A 15,043-nucleotide genomic window follows, 5' to 3' on the forward strand; every position below is an offset into this window, starting at 1 on the left:
TGGGCAGAATCGGCTCAGAGGCGCCGTTTTGCATGGATCGAAGCGAGGTTTTGTCTCGAGCGCGCCCGCAATATGGACTGAAGCTCAGTTTTGCAGCGGCCCGAGGCAGCGCTCGAGGCCCGCGGAGGACAGGCGGGCGCCGAGCGTGGCGCGTCGGCGCAGCTCGTCGTCGCCGAGCGGCAAGGATAGGCGCCCGGGCGCCCGCGACCCTACTCCGCGGGCGCGAACTGCGCCTCGTAGATCCTGCGGTAGCGTCCGCCCGCGGCGAGCAGCTCGTCGTGGGTGCCGCGCTCGGCGATCTTTCCGTCGGCGACCACGCAGATGAGGTCGGCGTCGCGCACGGTGGAGAGGCGGTGCGCCACCACAAAGCTCGTGCGCCCCTCCATGAGGCTCTCGAAGGCGCGCTGCACCAGCAGCTCCGTGCGCGTGTCGATGTTGGACGTGGCCTCGTCGAGGATCAGCATCGCCGGCCGCGCGAGCATGACGCGCGCGATGCACAGCAGCTGGCGCTGGCCCGCCGAGAGCGAGGCCGAACCGTCGAGCACCGTGTCGTAGCCCTGGGGCAGACGCATGATGAAGTCGTCCGCGTACGCCTCACGGCAGGCGGCGCGCACCTCCTCGAGGGTGGCGTCGGGCCTCCCCAAAGAGACGTTCTCGCGTACCGTCGCGCGGCGCACCCAGGTGTCCTGCAGGACCATGCCCCAGCTCGCGCGCAGGCTCTCGCGCGTCCATTCGCGCACGTCGCGCTCGTCCACGGAGACGCTGCCGCCGTTGACGTCGTAGAAGCGCATCAGCAGGTTGATGAGGGTGGTCTTGCCGCAGCCCGTCTCGCCCACGAGGGCGATCCTCATGCCCGGGCGCACGGCGAGGTCGACGTCGCGCAGCACCAGGTGGTCGGGGTCATAGCCAAAGGCGACGTGGTCAAAGGCAACCTCGCCGCGCGGCGCGTCGAGCACGGCTGCCCCCTCGGCGTCCGGCTCCTCGGCGGGCACGTCGAGCAGGGAAAAGAGTCGCCGCGCGCACGCGACGGAGTTCTGGAGCTCGGTCGCCACGCCCGAGATGTCGTTGAACGGCTTGGCGTACTGATCGGCGTAGCCCAGGAAGGCCGAGAGCCCGCCCACCGTGATGCCGCCGCCCATGGCGACGAACGCGCCAAAGATGCCGATGGCGGCGTAGACCAGCGCGTTCGCAAAGCGCGTGGTGGGGTTGACCAGGGACGAGAAGAACACCGCCTTGAAGCTCTCCTGCCCGAGCGCGGCGTCGGTCTCGGCGAAGCGCGCATGTACGCTGCCCTGCATCTCGAAGGTCTCCACGGCAGAGATGCCGCCGACCATCTCCTCGACGTAGGCGGTGAGCTCGCCGCGCAGGCGGGTCTGGCCCGAGAAGTGCTTGGCACTGTGCGTGGCGATGAAGCGCGCCGTGAAGATCGAGACGGGCGTGAGCAGCGCGACCACCGCGGCGATCGCGGGGTTGAGCGCGAACATGAAGACGAGCGTCACCACGATGGTGAGGACGCCCACCGGAAGCTGCTGGAACGCCATGAGCAGGCCGTTGCCGAGCATGTCGGCGTCGGTGACGATGCGGCTCGCGAGGTCGCCGTGTCCGTGCGCGTCGAGGTATGAGAGGGGAAGCTCCTGCAGGTGGTCGAAGGCACGGCGGCGCAGCCCCATCGTGGCGCCAAAGACGAGCCGGTTGGTGAGCGCGGTGAGCGCCCACTGGCTCGCCGCCGTCGCGCCGAGGGCCACGGCAATCCAGGCGAGCGTCTCGCGCAGGCCGGCAAAGTCCACCTGCCCCGGCCCCACCACGCAGTCGACGGCGCGCCCGGAGAGCACGGGCAGCGAGAGCGTCCCCACGACCACGGCCACCGTGAGCAGGGCCGCGCCAAGAAGCCGCGGCGCCTCCCCCGAGAAGAGCCCGACCACGCGACGCACCGTGCCGTCCGGCGCCTTCCTCGCGTTCTTCTCGCTCATCGCGCCACCTCCTCTGCGGTGAGCTGGGACTCGCAGATCTCCCGGTAGACCGGGCAGTCGCGCAGTAGCTCCTCGTGGGTGCCCAGGCCCGCCTGGCGCCCGCCGTCGAGCACGATGATCTGGTCGGCCTGGCGGACGGTGGTCACGCGCTGGGAGATCATGATGACGGCGGCGTCCGCGCAGTCGCGTCGGATGGCGCGGCGCAGCGCGGCGTCGGTGGCAAAGTCGAGCGCCGAGGAAGCGTCGTCAAGCACGAGCACGCCCGGGCGACGCGCGAGGGTGCGCGCGACGGCGAGGCGCTGGCGCTGGCCGCCCGAGAAGTTGCGGCCGAACTGCTCGACCTCTGCCTCGAGGCCGCCCTCCTTGCCGTCGACGACGCCTGCGGCCTGCGCGGTCTCGAGCGCGGCGCGCAGGTCCTTCTCGCCCGCGTCCGGGCCGCCCCAGCGCAGGTTGGAGGCGATGGTGCCCGAGAAGAGCGTCGCCCCCTGCTCCACGAGCGAGACCACGCGCCGCAGGCTCCTCCGCGTGAGCTCGCGGACGTCGGCGCCGCCCACGCGCACGACGCCCTCGGTGACGTCGTAGAAGCGCATGAGCAGGCTCGCGAGGGTGGACTTGCCCGAGCCCGTGCCGCCGATCACGCCGAGCGTCTGCCCGGGCATCAGCGAGAAGGTCACGTGGCTGAGCGCGTGGCCCGCGCCGCCGGGGTAGGTGAAGCTCACGTCGTCGAAGGCGACGGCGGGCTCGCCGGGGACGAGCGAGGCCTCGCGGGCGCCGTCGGCCATGGACGGGGTAGTCTCGAAGACCTCGTTCACGCGACGGGCGCAGGCGGAGGCGCGCGAGAGCAGCATGATGAGGTTGGTGAGCTTGAGCAGCTCCACGAGTGCCTGGCTCACGTAGCTCACGAGGGCCACGAGCTGGCCCTGCGTGAGGTGCCCGACGCTCACCTGGCCGCCGCCGATCCACAGCAGGGCGATGAGCCCGCAGTTGATGGCCGCGTAGGTGAGCGGGTTCACGAGGGCGGAGAGGTCGCCGGTCGAGACCTGGCGGGCGCGCACGGCGCCGGCGGCCTCGGCAAAGTCGACGCGCTCGCCGTCCTCGCGGCGGAAGGCGCGCAGCACGCGGGCACCCTCAAGGTTCTCGGAGACGCGCAGCTGCACCTCGTCGAGGCCGCGCTGGATCTGGCGGTAGCGCTCGGTCGTCACGCGCATGAAGCCCATGACGATGGCGCCGGACACGAGCACGGCGACGAGCAGCGCCGCGCCCTCCAGGCCGTCCACGAGAAACGCCGCGATGACGGTGCCAAAGGTCACGAAGGGGGAGCGCAGGATGAGCCTGAAAAACATGTTGAGGCCGTCCTGCACCTGCTGAGAGTCGTTGGTGATGCGCGTCACGAGGCTCGCACGGCCGATGCGCTCGACGTCCTCGCGCGAGAGGCTGAGCACGTGGCGGAAGAGGTCGTCGCGCATCGCGGTGCCAAAGGCCGAGGCCAGCTTGGAGCAGAAGTACTGCGCGGTCACCGAGATGACCCACGCGAAGACGCCCACGCCCACGAGCAGCGCGCCGTGCCCGAGCACGTAGCCGGCGTCGTGGCTGGCGATGCCGATGTCGATCACCTGCGCCATGACGAGGGGGACGAGAAGCTGCAGCAGCGCCTCGAGCCCCTTGAACAGCGGGGCGAGCACGCACTCGACGTAGTGCCCCGCGAGGTATCTCCTGAGCTTGAACATGTGGCCTCCGGTCGGGTTCGCAACCCTTCCATTCTAGCGTGGGCGAGCCGCACGTCCTTCTCGGTGTGTGGGTCGGTTGAGGTGCGGGAGACGGCTTGGCGAGAAGAACGTGCGGGTTCCGGACGGTCTCACGAGGAAATCCGTCCGGAACCCGCTCGTGACGTCAGGCGCGCCAAGCGGCGGGCAAGAATAGCGCGGCTACTCCGCCGCCAGCACCTTGCTCGGGATGATGGGCAGGTCGCGCACGTAGCGGCCCGTGGCGTGCGCGACGGCGCTCATGACCGCGGGCGAGGGCGTGTTGATGACGACCTCGCCGATGGACTTGGCGCCGAAGGGGCCGGTGGGCTCGAAGCTCGGCATGAACTCCACGCGCGGCTCGGGCACGTCCATGCGCGTGGGCAGTTTGTAGGTCATGAACGACCCCGTGCGCAGGTTGCCGCGGTCGTCGCGGCTCACGTCCTCGGTGAGCGCCATGCCGATGCCCTGGGCGATGCCGCCCTCGGCCTGCACGCGAGCGAGCGCCGGGTTGATGACGGTGCCGCAGTCCACGACGGCGGCGTAGTCGGTGACCGTGACCTTGCCCGTGGCCTTGTCGACCTCGACCTCGGCGATGCCGGCCATGTAGGGCGGCGGCGAGGTGGGCTGGGCGTTGGTGCCGTGGCCCTCGAGCATGCCGGGGTGCAGGCCAAAGCCGATGAGCTTGTTGGCCAGCGCGGCGACGGTCATCTCCTGCGCCGCGCCGTCCGCGCCCGCGCAGCGCACGGACTCGCCGTCGAACTCCACGTCGTCGACCGCGACGCCGAAGACGCGGGCCGCCTGCTCGCGGATCTGCCGGATGAGGTCCTCGGCCGCGCGCACGACGGCGCCGCCGGTGGTGTAGGTGCCCGAGGAGGCGTAGGCGCCGGTGTCGAAGGGGGAGGTGTCGGTGTCCACGCCCTTGGTGACGATGCGGTCCACGTCGCAGCCGAGCGCCTCGGCTGCCATCTGGGCGAGGATGGTGTCCGCGCCGGTGCCCACGTCGGTGGCGCCGATGGAGAGGACGTAGAAGCCGTCGTCCTCCAGGCGGATGTCGACGTTGGCGATGTCGACCATCGCGATGCCCGATCCCTGCATCGTGAGCGCCACGCCCAGGCCGCGCACGCGGTCGCCCAGGTCCTCGGAGAGGGCCCGGCCCTTCCAGCCCGTCATCTCCATCGCGCGCTCGAGGCACTCGTCGAGGCGGCAGCTGTAGAGGTGCTCGTCGTTGAGCTGCCAGAGGGTCTCGCCGGGCTTCACGAGGTTCTTGAGGCGCAGCTCGCACGGGTCCATGCCCAGCTCGTCTGCCAGCTCGTTGACCGCGGACTCCACGGCGAAGCAGCCTTGCGTGGCGCCGTAGCCGCGGTAGGCGCCGCCCGGAGTGGTGTTGGTGTAGGCCACGTCGTAGGTGAAGCGGCTCGCCGCGGCGTGGTTGTAGATGGGCAGCGCCTTGCCGCCCACGAGGGTGACCGTGGTGGTGCCGTGGTAGCCGTAGGCGCCGGCGTTGGAGAGCGCGTAGAGGTCGATGGCCTCGATCGTGCCGTCGCGTCGCGCGCCCACGCGCACCTTGAGGACCATCTCGTGGCGCGTGTTGGAGCAGCACATGGTCTCCTCGCGCGTGTAGGTGCACACGCACGGGCGGCCGGTCGCCATCGCGGCGAACGCGGCGAAGGGCTCGTTGCAGCCGCTCTGCTTGGCGCCAAAGCCTCCGCCCACGCGCGGCTTGATGACGCGCACCTGGTGCTTGGGGATGCCGAGGGCGCCTGCCACCTGGCGGCGGATGTGGAAGGGCACCTGCGTGGAGCTCACCACGGTGAGGCGCCCGAAGGCGTCGGTGTAGGCGAAGGAGCGGAACGTCTCCATCATGGCCTGCTGCGTTGCCTGCGTGCGGTAGGTGCGCTCGATGACCACGTCGGAGGCCGCGAAGGCGGCGTCGAGGTCACCGTGGACGCGCTGGCCGTGCGCCACGAGGTTGCGGCTCGGGTCGCCGGACTTGTCGCCGCCGGGGGCCCAGTCGCCCTCGTCATGGATGACGGTGGCGTTGTCCAGCGCCCGCTCCACGTCGAGCACGGCGGGCAGCTGCTCGTAGGTCACCTTGACCGCGCGCACGCCCGCCTCGGCCGCGGCCTCGTCCTCGGCGACGACCATGGCCACCTCGTCGCCCACGTAGCGCACGTGGCGATCGAGAAGGACGGTGTCGTAGGGGCTCGGCTCGGGGAAGCTCTGCCCGGCAAGGGTGAAGCGGTGGTGGGGCACGTCGTCCGGCCCAAAGACCGCGACGACGCCCGGCACCGCGAGCGCGGCGCTCTTGTCCACTCCCGTGACGAGCGCGTGGGCGTGCTTGGAGCGCACGAGCTTGACCACGAGGGCGCCCTCGGGCGCGAGGTCCGCCGTGTAGACGGGCGCGCCGGCCAGAAGCGCGCCGGAGTCCTTCTTCGCCACGGGGCGCGCGATCTGCGCGTGGGCCTCGCCCGACTCGGTGACGGGGTCGGCCGGCACCTCGCGCGGCGGCAGCGCGCCGGCGTTTTCGTGGCGCGCCAGGAAGCGGCGGATCGCGCGCATCTGGCTCGCGTAACCCGAGCAGCGGCAGAGGTTGCCGGAGAGGTAGCGGCGCACCTCCTCGTCGGAGGCGCTCGCGTGGGCGGCGTCGAGCGCGAGCACGGCCATCTCGAGGCCCGGCGCGCAGAAGCCGCACTGCTCGGCGCCCTCCTCGGCGAGGCACTGGGCCAGGAGCTCGCGGCGGCCGTCGCGCATGCCCTCGAGGGTGGTCACCTCGTGGCCGTCGGCGCGCGCCATCATGACGGAGCACGAGAGCACGGGCTCGCCGTCCATGAGCACGGTGCACAGGCCGCAGTTGGAGGTCTCGCAGGCGCACTTGACGGACTTGAAGCCGTGCCCGCGGCAGAAGTCAAAGAGGGTCATGTCCGGGCGGACGTCCTCGGTGAGGGTCGCGCCGTTGAGGGTGAGGGTGATCTCCATGGGCTTTACGCCTCCTTCTCGGCGCAGGGCTTGGCGGCCGCGGCGGCGACGGCGCGGCGGATGAGCGCGGGCGCCACCTGGCGGCGCCACTCGGCCGTCCCGCGCAGGTCGGAGCCGTAGTCCAGTCCCTCAGCGAGCTCGCACACGGCGTCGAGCTCGGCGGGGGAGAAGTCGCGGCGCAGCGGGATGCGCTCGCCGCCGGTGAGCAGCGTCGCCTTCTTGGGGCGCGCGCCCACGGTGACGTGCCAGGAGCCCTGCCAGCAGGCCGCCGCGGCGTTGAGCGAAGAGAAGTCCGTGGCGGCGTTGCGCACGGAGGCAAAGGCCGCCTGGTAGCGGTGCTTGCGCACGATCACGTGCGTGAGGAGGTCGTTTCTCGCCCCGCGCTCCGTGAAGGGGATGATTGGCATGACGCCCGCGCCCTCGAGCTCGACCTCGGCGTCGAGCGCGAGAAACGCCGTCACCACGTCCGAGAAGCCCATGCGCGCCCAGACCGAGCCTCCCACCGTGGCGAGGTTTCGGAACTGCGTGCCCACAACGTCGCGGACCGCCTCGGTGAAGATGCCGCAGGTGGAGGCCGCAAAGCGCTCGTGGCGCTCGAGCTGGCCAAGCGTCACCATCGCGCCGATGCGCCAGGCGTCGTCGGTCTCCTCGATCGTGTCGAGCCCGCAGCGGGAGAGGTCGATCCCGAGCGGCACGGTGCGGTCGGCGAGCCGCAGCCACATCATGCCGCCGATCACCGTGGCGAGGCGGTTCTCCTGCAAAAGCTCGTAGGCCTCGCGCGGGGTCTCGGGGCGGACGTACTTCTCGAACCTGAGCACGTGTCCTCCTCATGGGTTGTTGTGGGAACCCCCTCATGATACCGCAGGTGGGCGGCGTCTTCTGGGCGTCCGTTATGCTTTCGTCGCTATAACGCTCGACGTCCCCGGCGGCGAGCCGTCCGCGATGCGGGTAGAATGGGTGGCCGTTGTGCATCCTCGGGAGGGGGCGAGATGGGCGAGAAGATCGTGGAGGCGCGCGGCGTCTGCCACGCGTACGTGCCGGGTCGGCAGGACCTGCGCGGCGTCTCGCTCGACGTGGCCCCGGGCGAGCTCGTCGCCATCGTCGGCGAGAACGGCTCCGGCAAGACCACGCTGGCCCGCCACCTCAACGCCCTCATCGCGCTGCAGGCAGGCGCGCTCTCGGTCGCGGGGCTCGACGCGGCGGACCCGGAGGCGCTCTGGGAGCTGCGCCGCGCCTGCGGCATGGTGTTCCAGAACCCCGAGAACCAGTTCGTCTCGTCCGTGGTGGGCGAGGACGTGGCCTTTGGGCCCCTCAACTTTGGCATGAGCGAGAAGGACGCGCGCGCCGCGGCGGCAGCTGCCCTGGGGGCCGTGGGCCTTCCAGGCTTCGAGCGACGCGACGTGCACGCGCTCTCCGGCGGGCAGCAGCAGCGCGTGGCGCTCGCGGGGGTGCTCGCGAGCGGCCCCGAGGTGATCGTGCTCGACGAGGCCACCTCGATGATCGACCCCCAGGGGCGCGACGAGCTCGTCCGCGCGGTGCTGCGCGCCCGCGCCGAGCGCGGCGCCACCGTCATCTGGATCACGCACGACATGGAGCTCGCCGCCCGCGCCGACCGCGTCGTCGTGATGCGGGCGGGCGAGGTCGCCGCCGCGGGCGCCCCCGAGGACGTCCTCGTGGACGAGGCCCTGCTCGCGAGCGCCGGGCTCGAGCCGCCGATGCCGGCGCGCGTCTGGGCCGAGCTCGTCCGGCTGGGGGCGGCCTCCGGCCCCGCCCCCGTGACGGTGGAGGGGCTGGTGAGCGCCCTGTGCGCGTGACGCTCGAGGACATCTGCCTGTGCTACGAGGACGCCGCGGGGGAGCGGGTCCGCGCGCTCGACGGCGTCTCGCTCGAGCTCTCCGGCGGGGTGTGCGGGCTCATGGGGCAGACCGGGTCCGGCAAGACGACGCTGCTCGAGGTCATGGCCGGGGTGAGCGCGCCGGACGCGGGACGCGTGCTCGTCGACGGCCTCGACGCCGCCCGCGGCGCGGGCGCGCGGGCGCTCGCGGCGTCGGTGGGGCTCGTCTTTCAGCTGCCCGAGCGGCAGTTCTTCGAGCCCACCGTTACCGAGGAGCTCACCTTTGGCCTGCTCGCCCGCGGCATGGGCGCCGAGGAGGCGCGGGAGCGGGCGGCCCGCGCGCTCGCTCTCATGGGCCTTTCGATGGACGAGCTCGGCCGCCGCTCGCCGTTTGCCCTCTCCGGGGGCCAGCAGCGGCGCGTCGCCATCGCGTCGGTCCTCGCCGCGCGGCCGTCGCTGCTGCTGCTCGACGAGCCCACGGCCGGGCTCGACCCCCGCGCCTGCGACGCGTGCCTCGCGGCCGTGCGTTCCGCGGCCGCCGAGGGGGCGACGGTCGTGATGGCGAGCCATGACGCCAACGCCCTCGCCGAGGTCGCCGACCGCGTGGTGTGCCTCGAGGGCGGCCGGGTGACGCTCGACGGGCCGGCGCGCGAGCTGCTCGCCGACGCCGACCTGATGCGCGCGCACGGCCTCGAGCCGGCCTGCGCGGCCCGCGCGACCGCGGCGCTGCGCCGGGCGGGCGTCCCCGTGGAGGGCGCCCCGCTCACCGCCGAGGAGCTCGCGCGCGCCATCGCGCGGGGGAGGGGGCTTACGTGAGAGGCGTCGCCGGATACGTGTGGGCCGACTCGCCGCTGCACCGGGCGAGCGCCGCGGCAAAGCTCGCGGGGCTGGTCGCGTGCGTCGCGCTCGTCGTGCTCGCGACGACGCCGCTCGAGCTTGCCGTCGCCGCCGGCGGCGTGGCGGCCCTCGTCGCGCTCTCGCGCGTGGGGTGGCGTGCGGCGGCGCGCGCGGCCTGGGGGCTTCGGTGGTTCCTGCTCATGGTGCTCGCGCTCAACGCGCTGCTCTTCAGCGACGTCGACCCGATCTTCTCGCTGGGGCCGGCGCACCTCACCTGCGAGGGCCTCGCCCAGGGCGTGCGCATCGTGGTGCGCACGCTGCTCGTGATCGTCCTGGGAACGCTGCTCACGGCGACGACGCGCCCGCAGGAGCTCGTCGAGGGCGTGCGCCGGCTGCTGCGCCCGCTCGGGCGGATCGGCCTTCCCACGGAGGCCGCCGCGCTCGCCGTCGGCGTGACCGTCCAGTTTGTGCCCACGCTCCTGCGAGAGAGCCGCCAGCTCATGCGCGCGCAGGAGATACGTTGCGGCAACGTCGCTACTCGTGGTATTATGAGACGTGCCGTCAGTTATATACGCCTGCTCGTCCCCATCTTCGTGTCCGCCGTCCGCCGTGCCGACGAGCTCTCCGTCGCCATGGAGGCGCGCGGGTACCGACTGTCCTCGCCCCGGGCCTCCGCGGGCGGGAAGGAAAGGAAGTTGCGCCCATGAGTCAGGTCAAGAGGATCGTCATCGCAGCCGTCTGCGCGGCGCTGTGCATCGTGCTGCCGATGGCCTTTCACTCCATCCCCAACGCGGGCGCCACGTGGCTGCCCATGCACATCCCCGTGATGATCTCCGGGCTCGTTGCCGGGCCCGTCGCCGGCGCCGTCACCGGCGTGCTGGGCCCCGTGCTCTCCAGCCTGCTCACCGGCATGCCCGCCGCCCCCATGGTGGCGCCCATGACCTGCGAGCTTCTCACCTACGGCCTCGTGGCGGGGCTGCTCGCCAAGTTCGTGCGCACCGGCAACGTGACCGTCGACCTCTACGTCTCGCTCGTCGGCGCGATGCTCGCGGGCCGCGTGGTCAACGGCGTGCTGCGCGCGCTGATCTTCTCGCCCGGCGCCTACTCGCTCGAGGCCTGGGTCGCCGCGTCGTTTGTCACGAGCCTCGTGGGCATCGTGCTGCAGCTCGCCGTTGTGGTGCCGATCGTGGTCTCGCTCGAGCGCGCCGGCCTCGTCCCGCCCCGCTATCCCGAGAAGGACGCGTAGCCGCGCTCTTCTCGGCATCTTGCACGATGCCCGCACTCGATGAGGGCACTTCTCAAGTGCGGGCCGGCAGTCACTCGATGCACGCACTCGCGTGCAAACGCCGGGAGACCGAGCGCACTCATTCGCCCAGAGCCCAAAATCTGCCCGCACTCGATGCCCGCACTCCTTGAGTGCGGGCATCTCTTTGGAACGAGGCGAGAAGTGCGCGGGCGCCCCGGTCCTCTGACGCTACGCCGCGGCGACGCGCTCGAAGAAGGCGAGGGCGTTCTCGGCGCAGAGCTTGCGGGCCACGGTCTCGCCAAAGCGGAAGTCGAGAAGGGCCTGGAAGCTCGGCATCGTCTGGGCGCCGTTCAGAAACGCCGGCACGTCGCAGCCGTCGAAGTCAGAGCCCAGCGCGACGACGTCCTCGCCGCCGAGGTCGAGCCAGTGCTCCACGTGGGCGGCGACGTCGTCGAAGGTCACGGTCTCGGGCGCGCCGTCGTCGGCGAGGAAGCGGCAGCAGTAGTTGAGGCCCACCACGCCGCCGCAATCGCGGATCTCGCGGAACTGGTCGTCGGTGAGGTTGCGCGGGTGGCCGCAGACGGCGCGGGCGTTGGAGTGGCTCGCCGCGAAGGGACGGCGCGCGAGGCGGCAGACGTCCGCGAAGCCCTCGTCGTTGAGGTGGGAGACGTCGAGCGCCATGCCCGCGCGCTCCATCTCGGCGAGCGCGGAGGCGCCGATCGGGGAGAGCCCGGCGTGAGAGTCGTGCCCGCTCGCGAGTGGGCCCGCCGCGTTCCAGGTGAGCGAGGCCATGAGGACGCCGCGGCCGGCGAGCGCCGTCACGAGCCCGAGGTCGGCGGCGAACATCCGCGCGTTCTCGATCGTGCGCACGGCGACGAAGCGGCCGGAGGCGAGCGCGGGGCGGACGTCGGCGGCACTCCGCGCGAGGGTCACGGCGTCCGCGTTCTTCTCGGCCTGCGCCTCCGCGTGGGCGAAGACGTGGTCGCAGAAGCGGGCGGCCTGCTCGGGGGAGAGCTCGTCGGGCACGTAGCATGCCAGGCACTGTGCCCAGGGCGTGGCGCCGACGGCCTCGAGCGAGAGGTGGCAGCGGTTGCGCGCGAGCTCGCGGCAGGCGCCCGGGTCGGCCTCGTCGCCGGGGCCGTAGAAGTCCCGGCCGCCCGCGGCGCGCAGGTCGGCGGGAAGCGTCTGCCAGGCCAGGCGGTCTGCGGTGTCGCAGTGCAGGTCAAAGACGGGATAAGCCATGTGGTCCCCCTCGGTCGCGGTGTGCCGCCCAGTCTAGCACGCGCCGTTGTGCGCACTCCCCGGCGATGTGTACACCGGCCTCAAGGTTCTTCTCGGCAGATGCGCAGGTAGACGGGCTGCCGAGAAGTGCGCAGCGTCGAGAAGTGCGCACAACGCCGCGGTGCGCACAACGCCACAAGAAAGCGCCCGCCCCCCGGTCGGGGACGGGCGCGAAGCGAAGCCCTTCTTGGCAGGCCCTAGCGCTCGGCCTGCTCCTTGACCTTGCCGGCGAGCACGAAGCACGCGATCGCGAAGACGATCGAGACCACGTACAGGACGGTGTCGGCGCCCGCACCGTCCAGCGCCACGCCGAGCAGCATGCCCACCACCGCGAAGATCACGGCGATCAGGCTCATGGCGCGGAACGGGCCGATCTTACGCGGCGTGTTGGCGCCGCGGATGCCCGCGCCGGCGAAGATGAGGTAGAAGACGCCGGAGACGATGCCCCAGATGCCGAAGATGACGGCCCAGGCCTGCAGGCCAAAGTCGATGCCGCCCACGGTCACGACGTCGGAGGCGTCGAGCAGGCCCATGCCGGCCAGCGTGATGCCGCCGAAGATCAGGCAGGCGATGGCGTCGAGGACGTACAGAAGGCAGATGATCTTGAGGAGCTTGCGCTCTTTGGACATGGTTCCTCCTTATGAAGACATGGTCTGGTCAACTATACCGCGCGGCCGGGCGCTCGCCATCCCTATAATGAGGCGCACGACAATTCCTGAAGAGAGGCTGAGCATGACCAGGGTTGCACTCATCTTTGGAGGCGTCTCCACCGAGCACGACATCTCGTGCAAGTCCGCGGACAACGTCATCGCGGCGCTGGGGGATCGCTTTGACCTTGCCCTCATTGGCATCACGCGCGAGGGGCGGTGGCTGCGCTACTCCGGTGACCCCGCCGAGGTGACCGGCGCGTGGGAGGCGCACGACTGCGTGCCCGTCTCGCTGGTCCCGGGCGAGGGGCTCTTCGAGTTCTGCGCCGACGGGGCCGCCCGGCCGCTTCCGGTGGACGTGGCGCTGCCGGTCCTGCACGGTCAGGGCGGCGAGGACGGCACGGTCCAGGGCGCGCTCGAGGTCGCCGGCGTTCCGTACGTGGGCTGCGGCGTCATGGCGAGCGCCGTCTGCATGGACAAGGACGCGTCGCACCGCCTGGCCGCCTCCGCCGGAGTGCGCTCGCCTCGCTGCGAGGTGCTCTGGCGCGGCTGTTCCGACGAGGCGCGCGCCGCGGCGGCCGAGGCCTGCGGCGGCTTCCCCGTCTTTGTGAAGCCCGCGCGCGGCGGCTCCTCGATCGGCGTCTCGCGCGCCGCGGACGCGGCCGCCTATGCCGAGGCGCTCGACGCCGCCTTCGCCCTTGACGAGAAGGTCGCGGTGGAGGAGGCCATCACCGGCGTCGAGGTGGGCTGCGCCATCGTGGGCGACGCCGTGCGCGGCACGCGGATGGGCGAGCCGGACGAGATCGTCGTCTCGGGAGACGGCTTCTTCCGCATCCACCTCGAGAAGGACCCGGGCGCCAACACCGAGCTGCGCTGCCCGGCCCAGCTGCCCGCCGACGTCATGGACCGCGTGCGCGCCGCCGGCACGGCCGTCTACGAGGCGCTCGGTTGCGAGGGTCTGGCGCGCGTGGACCTCTTCGTCACGCCCGAGGGCGAGGTCGTCTTCAACGAGGTCAACTCCATGCCCGGCCTCACGTACTACTCCCGCTTCCCGCAGATGATGCGCGTCGCCGGTCGCGAGCTCGGTGACGTCCTCGCCGGGCTCATCGAGGACCGCCTGGCGCGCCGCTAGCGCCGCTCGGCCCCGCGGGAGCTCAACGCCGCGTTGAGCGCTGGCCGGCAGGCGCGGCGTCCAGCACAATGGAGAGTCGCATGCTTCGCGCGGCGCGGCTTCCGACAGCGCCCGAGAGAGGAGACCCCATGAGCCGACGTTCCCTCGCCACCCGCCGTCAGGCCGTCGTGGCCGCCGCCTCCTGCCTGAGCCTCGCGCTGGCGGGCTGCGCGGGCGAGACGACGACCCCTGACCCCGTCGAGCCCCCCGAGGCGACCGACCGCACGGAGCCCGAGACGGACGACGCGCCCGCGGACGACGCACAGGACGCGCCCGCGGAGGCCGACGAGGCGCAGGCCCTTCTCGGCTCCATGACGCTCGAGCAGAAGGTGGCGCAGCTCTTTGTGGTGCGGCCCGAGGCGCTCACGGGAGTGGGCGTGCAGACGGCGGCCGGCGATGCCACGCGCGCCGCGCTCGAGGAGCTGCCCGTCGGCGGCTTCTGCTACTTTGCCGCCAACCTCGTGGACGCCGACCAGACGCGCGAGATGCTCGCCAACACCGCGCGCTACGCCGAGGAAGCCAGCGGGGTGCCCCCGTTTCTGTGCGTGGACGAGGAGGGAGGCACGGTCTCGCGCGTGGGCGGCAACCCCGGCTTTGGCGTGGACAACGTGGGCGACATGTGCGACGTGGGCGCCACCGGCGACACTGAGTACGCGCGCGAGGTGGCCACCCACATCGCCACCTATCTCGACTACCTCGGCTTCAACGTGGACTTTGCGCCGGATGCCGACATCGCCAGCAACCCGGCCGGCACGATGGGCCGGCGCTCCTTCGGCGCCACCGCCGACGTCGTGGCCCCGATGGTCGCCGCGCAGGTGGAGGGCTTCGCCTCGGGCGGGGTGCTCTGCGCGGCGAAGCACTTCCCGGGCATCGGCGGCGCCGCGGGAGACTCGCACGACGGCCGCATCTACTCCGAGAGGACCCTCGACGAGCTGCGGGCGGAGGAGCTGCGGCCGTTCGAGGCGGCGATCGCGGCGGACGTGCCGTTCGTGATGGTGGGCCACCTCTCGCTGCCGAGCATCACCGGCGACGACGACCCCGCCACGCTCTCCCACGAGGTCGTGACCGACCTGCTGCGCGACGAGCTCGGCTACGAGGGGATCATCATCACCGACTCGATGGCGATGGGCGCGGCCCTGGAGTCGGTGTCGCTCGACCGGCTCGGCGTGGAGCCGCTTTTGGCGGGCGTGGACATGGTGCTCATGCCGGAGGACCTGCACGCCGCCTACCAGGGCGTCCTCGACGCCGTGGCCGCAGGCGAGCTCACTGAGGAGCGTATCGACGCCTCCGTGCTCCGCGTCCTGCGCACCAAGCTCGAGCGCCTGTAGCGGGCCGC

The 15,043-nt window shown here is 71.9% G+C and carries 12 protein-coding genes; 6 read left to right on the forward strand and 6 right to left on the reverse strand.

Annotation, left to right across the window (positions count from 1 at the left end; translation table 11 throughout):
- Nucleotides 1-209 precede the first annotated feature (209 nt).
- The 4 genes from NW198_RS01855 to NW198_RS01870 form a co-directional block, all read right to left on the reverse strand.
- Nucleotides 210-1,970 (reverse strand): ABC transporter ATP-binding protein, encoded by a 1,761-nt coding sequence (locus NW198_RS01855; protein ID WP_258339782.1) that lies wholly within the window; start codon nt 1,968-1,970, stop codon nt 210-212.
- Nucleotides 1,967-3,697 carry an ABC transporter ATP-binding protein gene (locus NW198_RS01860; protein ID WP_258339783.1) on the reverse strand — a complete coding sequence of 577 codons (1,731 nt, stop codon included), beginning with the start codon at nt 3,695-3,697 and terminating at the stop codon, nt 1,967-1,969. The genes NW198_RS01855 and NW198_RS01860 overlap by 4 nt, the downstream gene beginning before the upstream one ends.
- 198 nt (nt 3,698-3,895) lie before the next feature.
- Nucleotides 3,896-6,691, reverse strand: coding sequence for a molybdopterin cofactor-binding domain-containing protein (locus tag NW198_RS01865; protein WP_258339784.1), 2,796 nt, complete (start codon nt 6,689-6,691; stop codon nt 3,896-3,898).
- 5 nt (nt 6,692-6,696) lie between these two features.
- Entirely contained in the window at nt 6,697-7,509 is an 813-nt protein-coding gene (locus tag NW198_RS01870) for a xanthine dehydrogenase family protein subunit M (protein ID WP_087316814.1), read from the reverse strand.
- Nucleotides 7,510-7,680: 171 nt separating this feature from the next.
- Between NW198_RS01870 and NW198_RS01875 the strand changes: the two genes are divergently transcribed.
- From NW198_RS01875 to NW198_RS01890, 4 genes are read left to right on the forward strand one after another with little or no spacing between them, the layout of a single operon-like run.
- Nucleotides 7,681-8,505 carry an ATP-binding cassette domain-containing protein gene (locus NW198_RS01875; RefSeq protein WP_258339785.1) on the forward strand — a complete coding sequence of 275 codons (825 nt, stop codon included), beginning with the start codon at nt 7,681-7,683 and terminating at the stop codon, nt 8,503-8,505.
- Nucleotides 8,496-9,341 carry an energy-coupling factor ABC transporter ATP-binding protein gene (locus NW198_RS01880; RefSeq protein WP_258339786.1) on the forward strand — a complete coding sequence of 282 codons (846 nt, stop codon included), beginning with the start codon at nt 8,496-8,498 and terminating at the stop codon, nt 9,339-9,341. Before NW198_RS01875 ends, NW198_RS01880 begins: the two co-directional genes overlap by 10 nt.
- A complete protein-coding gene (locus NW198_RS01885) occupies nt 9,338-10,069 on the forward strand; it encodes an energy-coupling factor transporter transmembrane protein EcfT (protein WP_258339787.1) in 732 nt (243 codons plus the stop codon). The genes NW198_RS01880 and NW198_RS01885 overlap by 4 nt, the downstream gene beginning before the upstream one ends.
- Nucleotides 10,066-10,608 carry an ECF transporter S component gene (locus NW198_RS01890; protein ID WP_087316807.1) on the forward strand — a complete coding sequence of 181 codons (543 nt, stop codon included), beginning with the start codon at nt 10,066-10,068 and terminating at the stop codon, nt 10,606-10,608. The genes NW198_RS01885 and NW198_RS01890 overlap by 4 nt, the downstream gene beginning before the upstream one ends.
- 228 nt (nt 10,609-10,836) lie before the next feature.
- Here the strand turns inward: NW198_RS01890 and NW198_RS01895 are convergent, their stop codons facing one another.
- Nucleotides 10,837-11,850, reverse strand: coding sequence for a dipeptidase (locus NW198_RS01895; protein ID WP_258339788.1), 1,014 nt, complete (start codon nt 11,848-11,850; stop codon nt 10,837-10,839).
- A gap of 236 nt (nt 11,851-12,086) precedes the next feature.
- Nucleotides 12,087-12,518: a hypothetical protein gene (locus tag NW198_RS01900; RefSeq protein ID WP_258339789.1), complete on the reverse strand. Its 432-nt coding sequence runs from the start codon at nt 12,516-12,518 to the stop codon at nt 12,087-12,089.
- A 103-nt stretch (nt 12,519-12,621) separates the two neighbouring features.
- On the opposite strand from NW198_RS01900, the gene NW198_RS01905 reads away from it, so the two are divergent.
- Entirely contained in the window at nt 12,622-13,668 is a 1,047-nt protein-coding gene (locus tag NW198_RS01905) for a D-alanine--D-alanine ligase family protein (protein ID WP_258339790.1), read from the forward strand.
- Nucleotides 13,669-13,796: 128 nt separating this feature from the next.
- Nucleotides 13,797-15,035: a glycoside hydrolase family 3 protein gene (locus tag NW198_RS01910; protein WP_258339791.1), complete on the forward strand. Its 1,239-nt coding sequence runs from the start codon at nt 13,797-13,799 to the stop codon at nt 15,033-15,035.
- Nucleotides 15,036-15,043: the final 8 nt, after the last annotated feature.

Origin of the sequence: Thermophilibacter sp. ET337, from assembly GCF_024733715.1 — a bacterium.
GTDB lineage: Bacteria > Actinomycetota > Coriobacteriia > Coriobacteriales > Atopobiaceae > Thermophilibacter.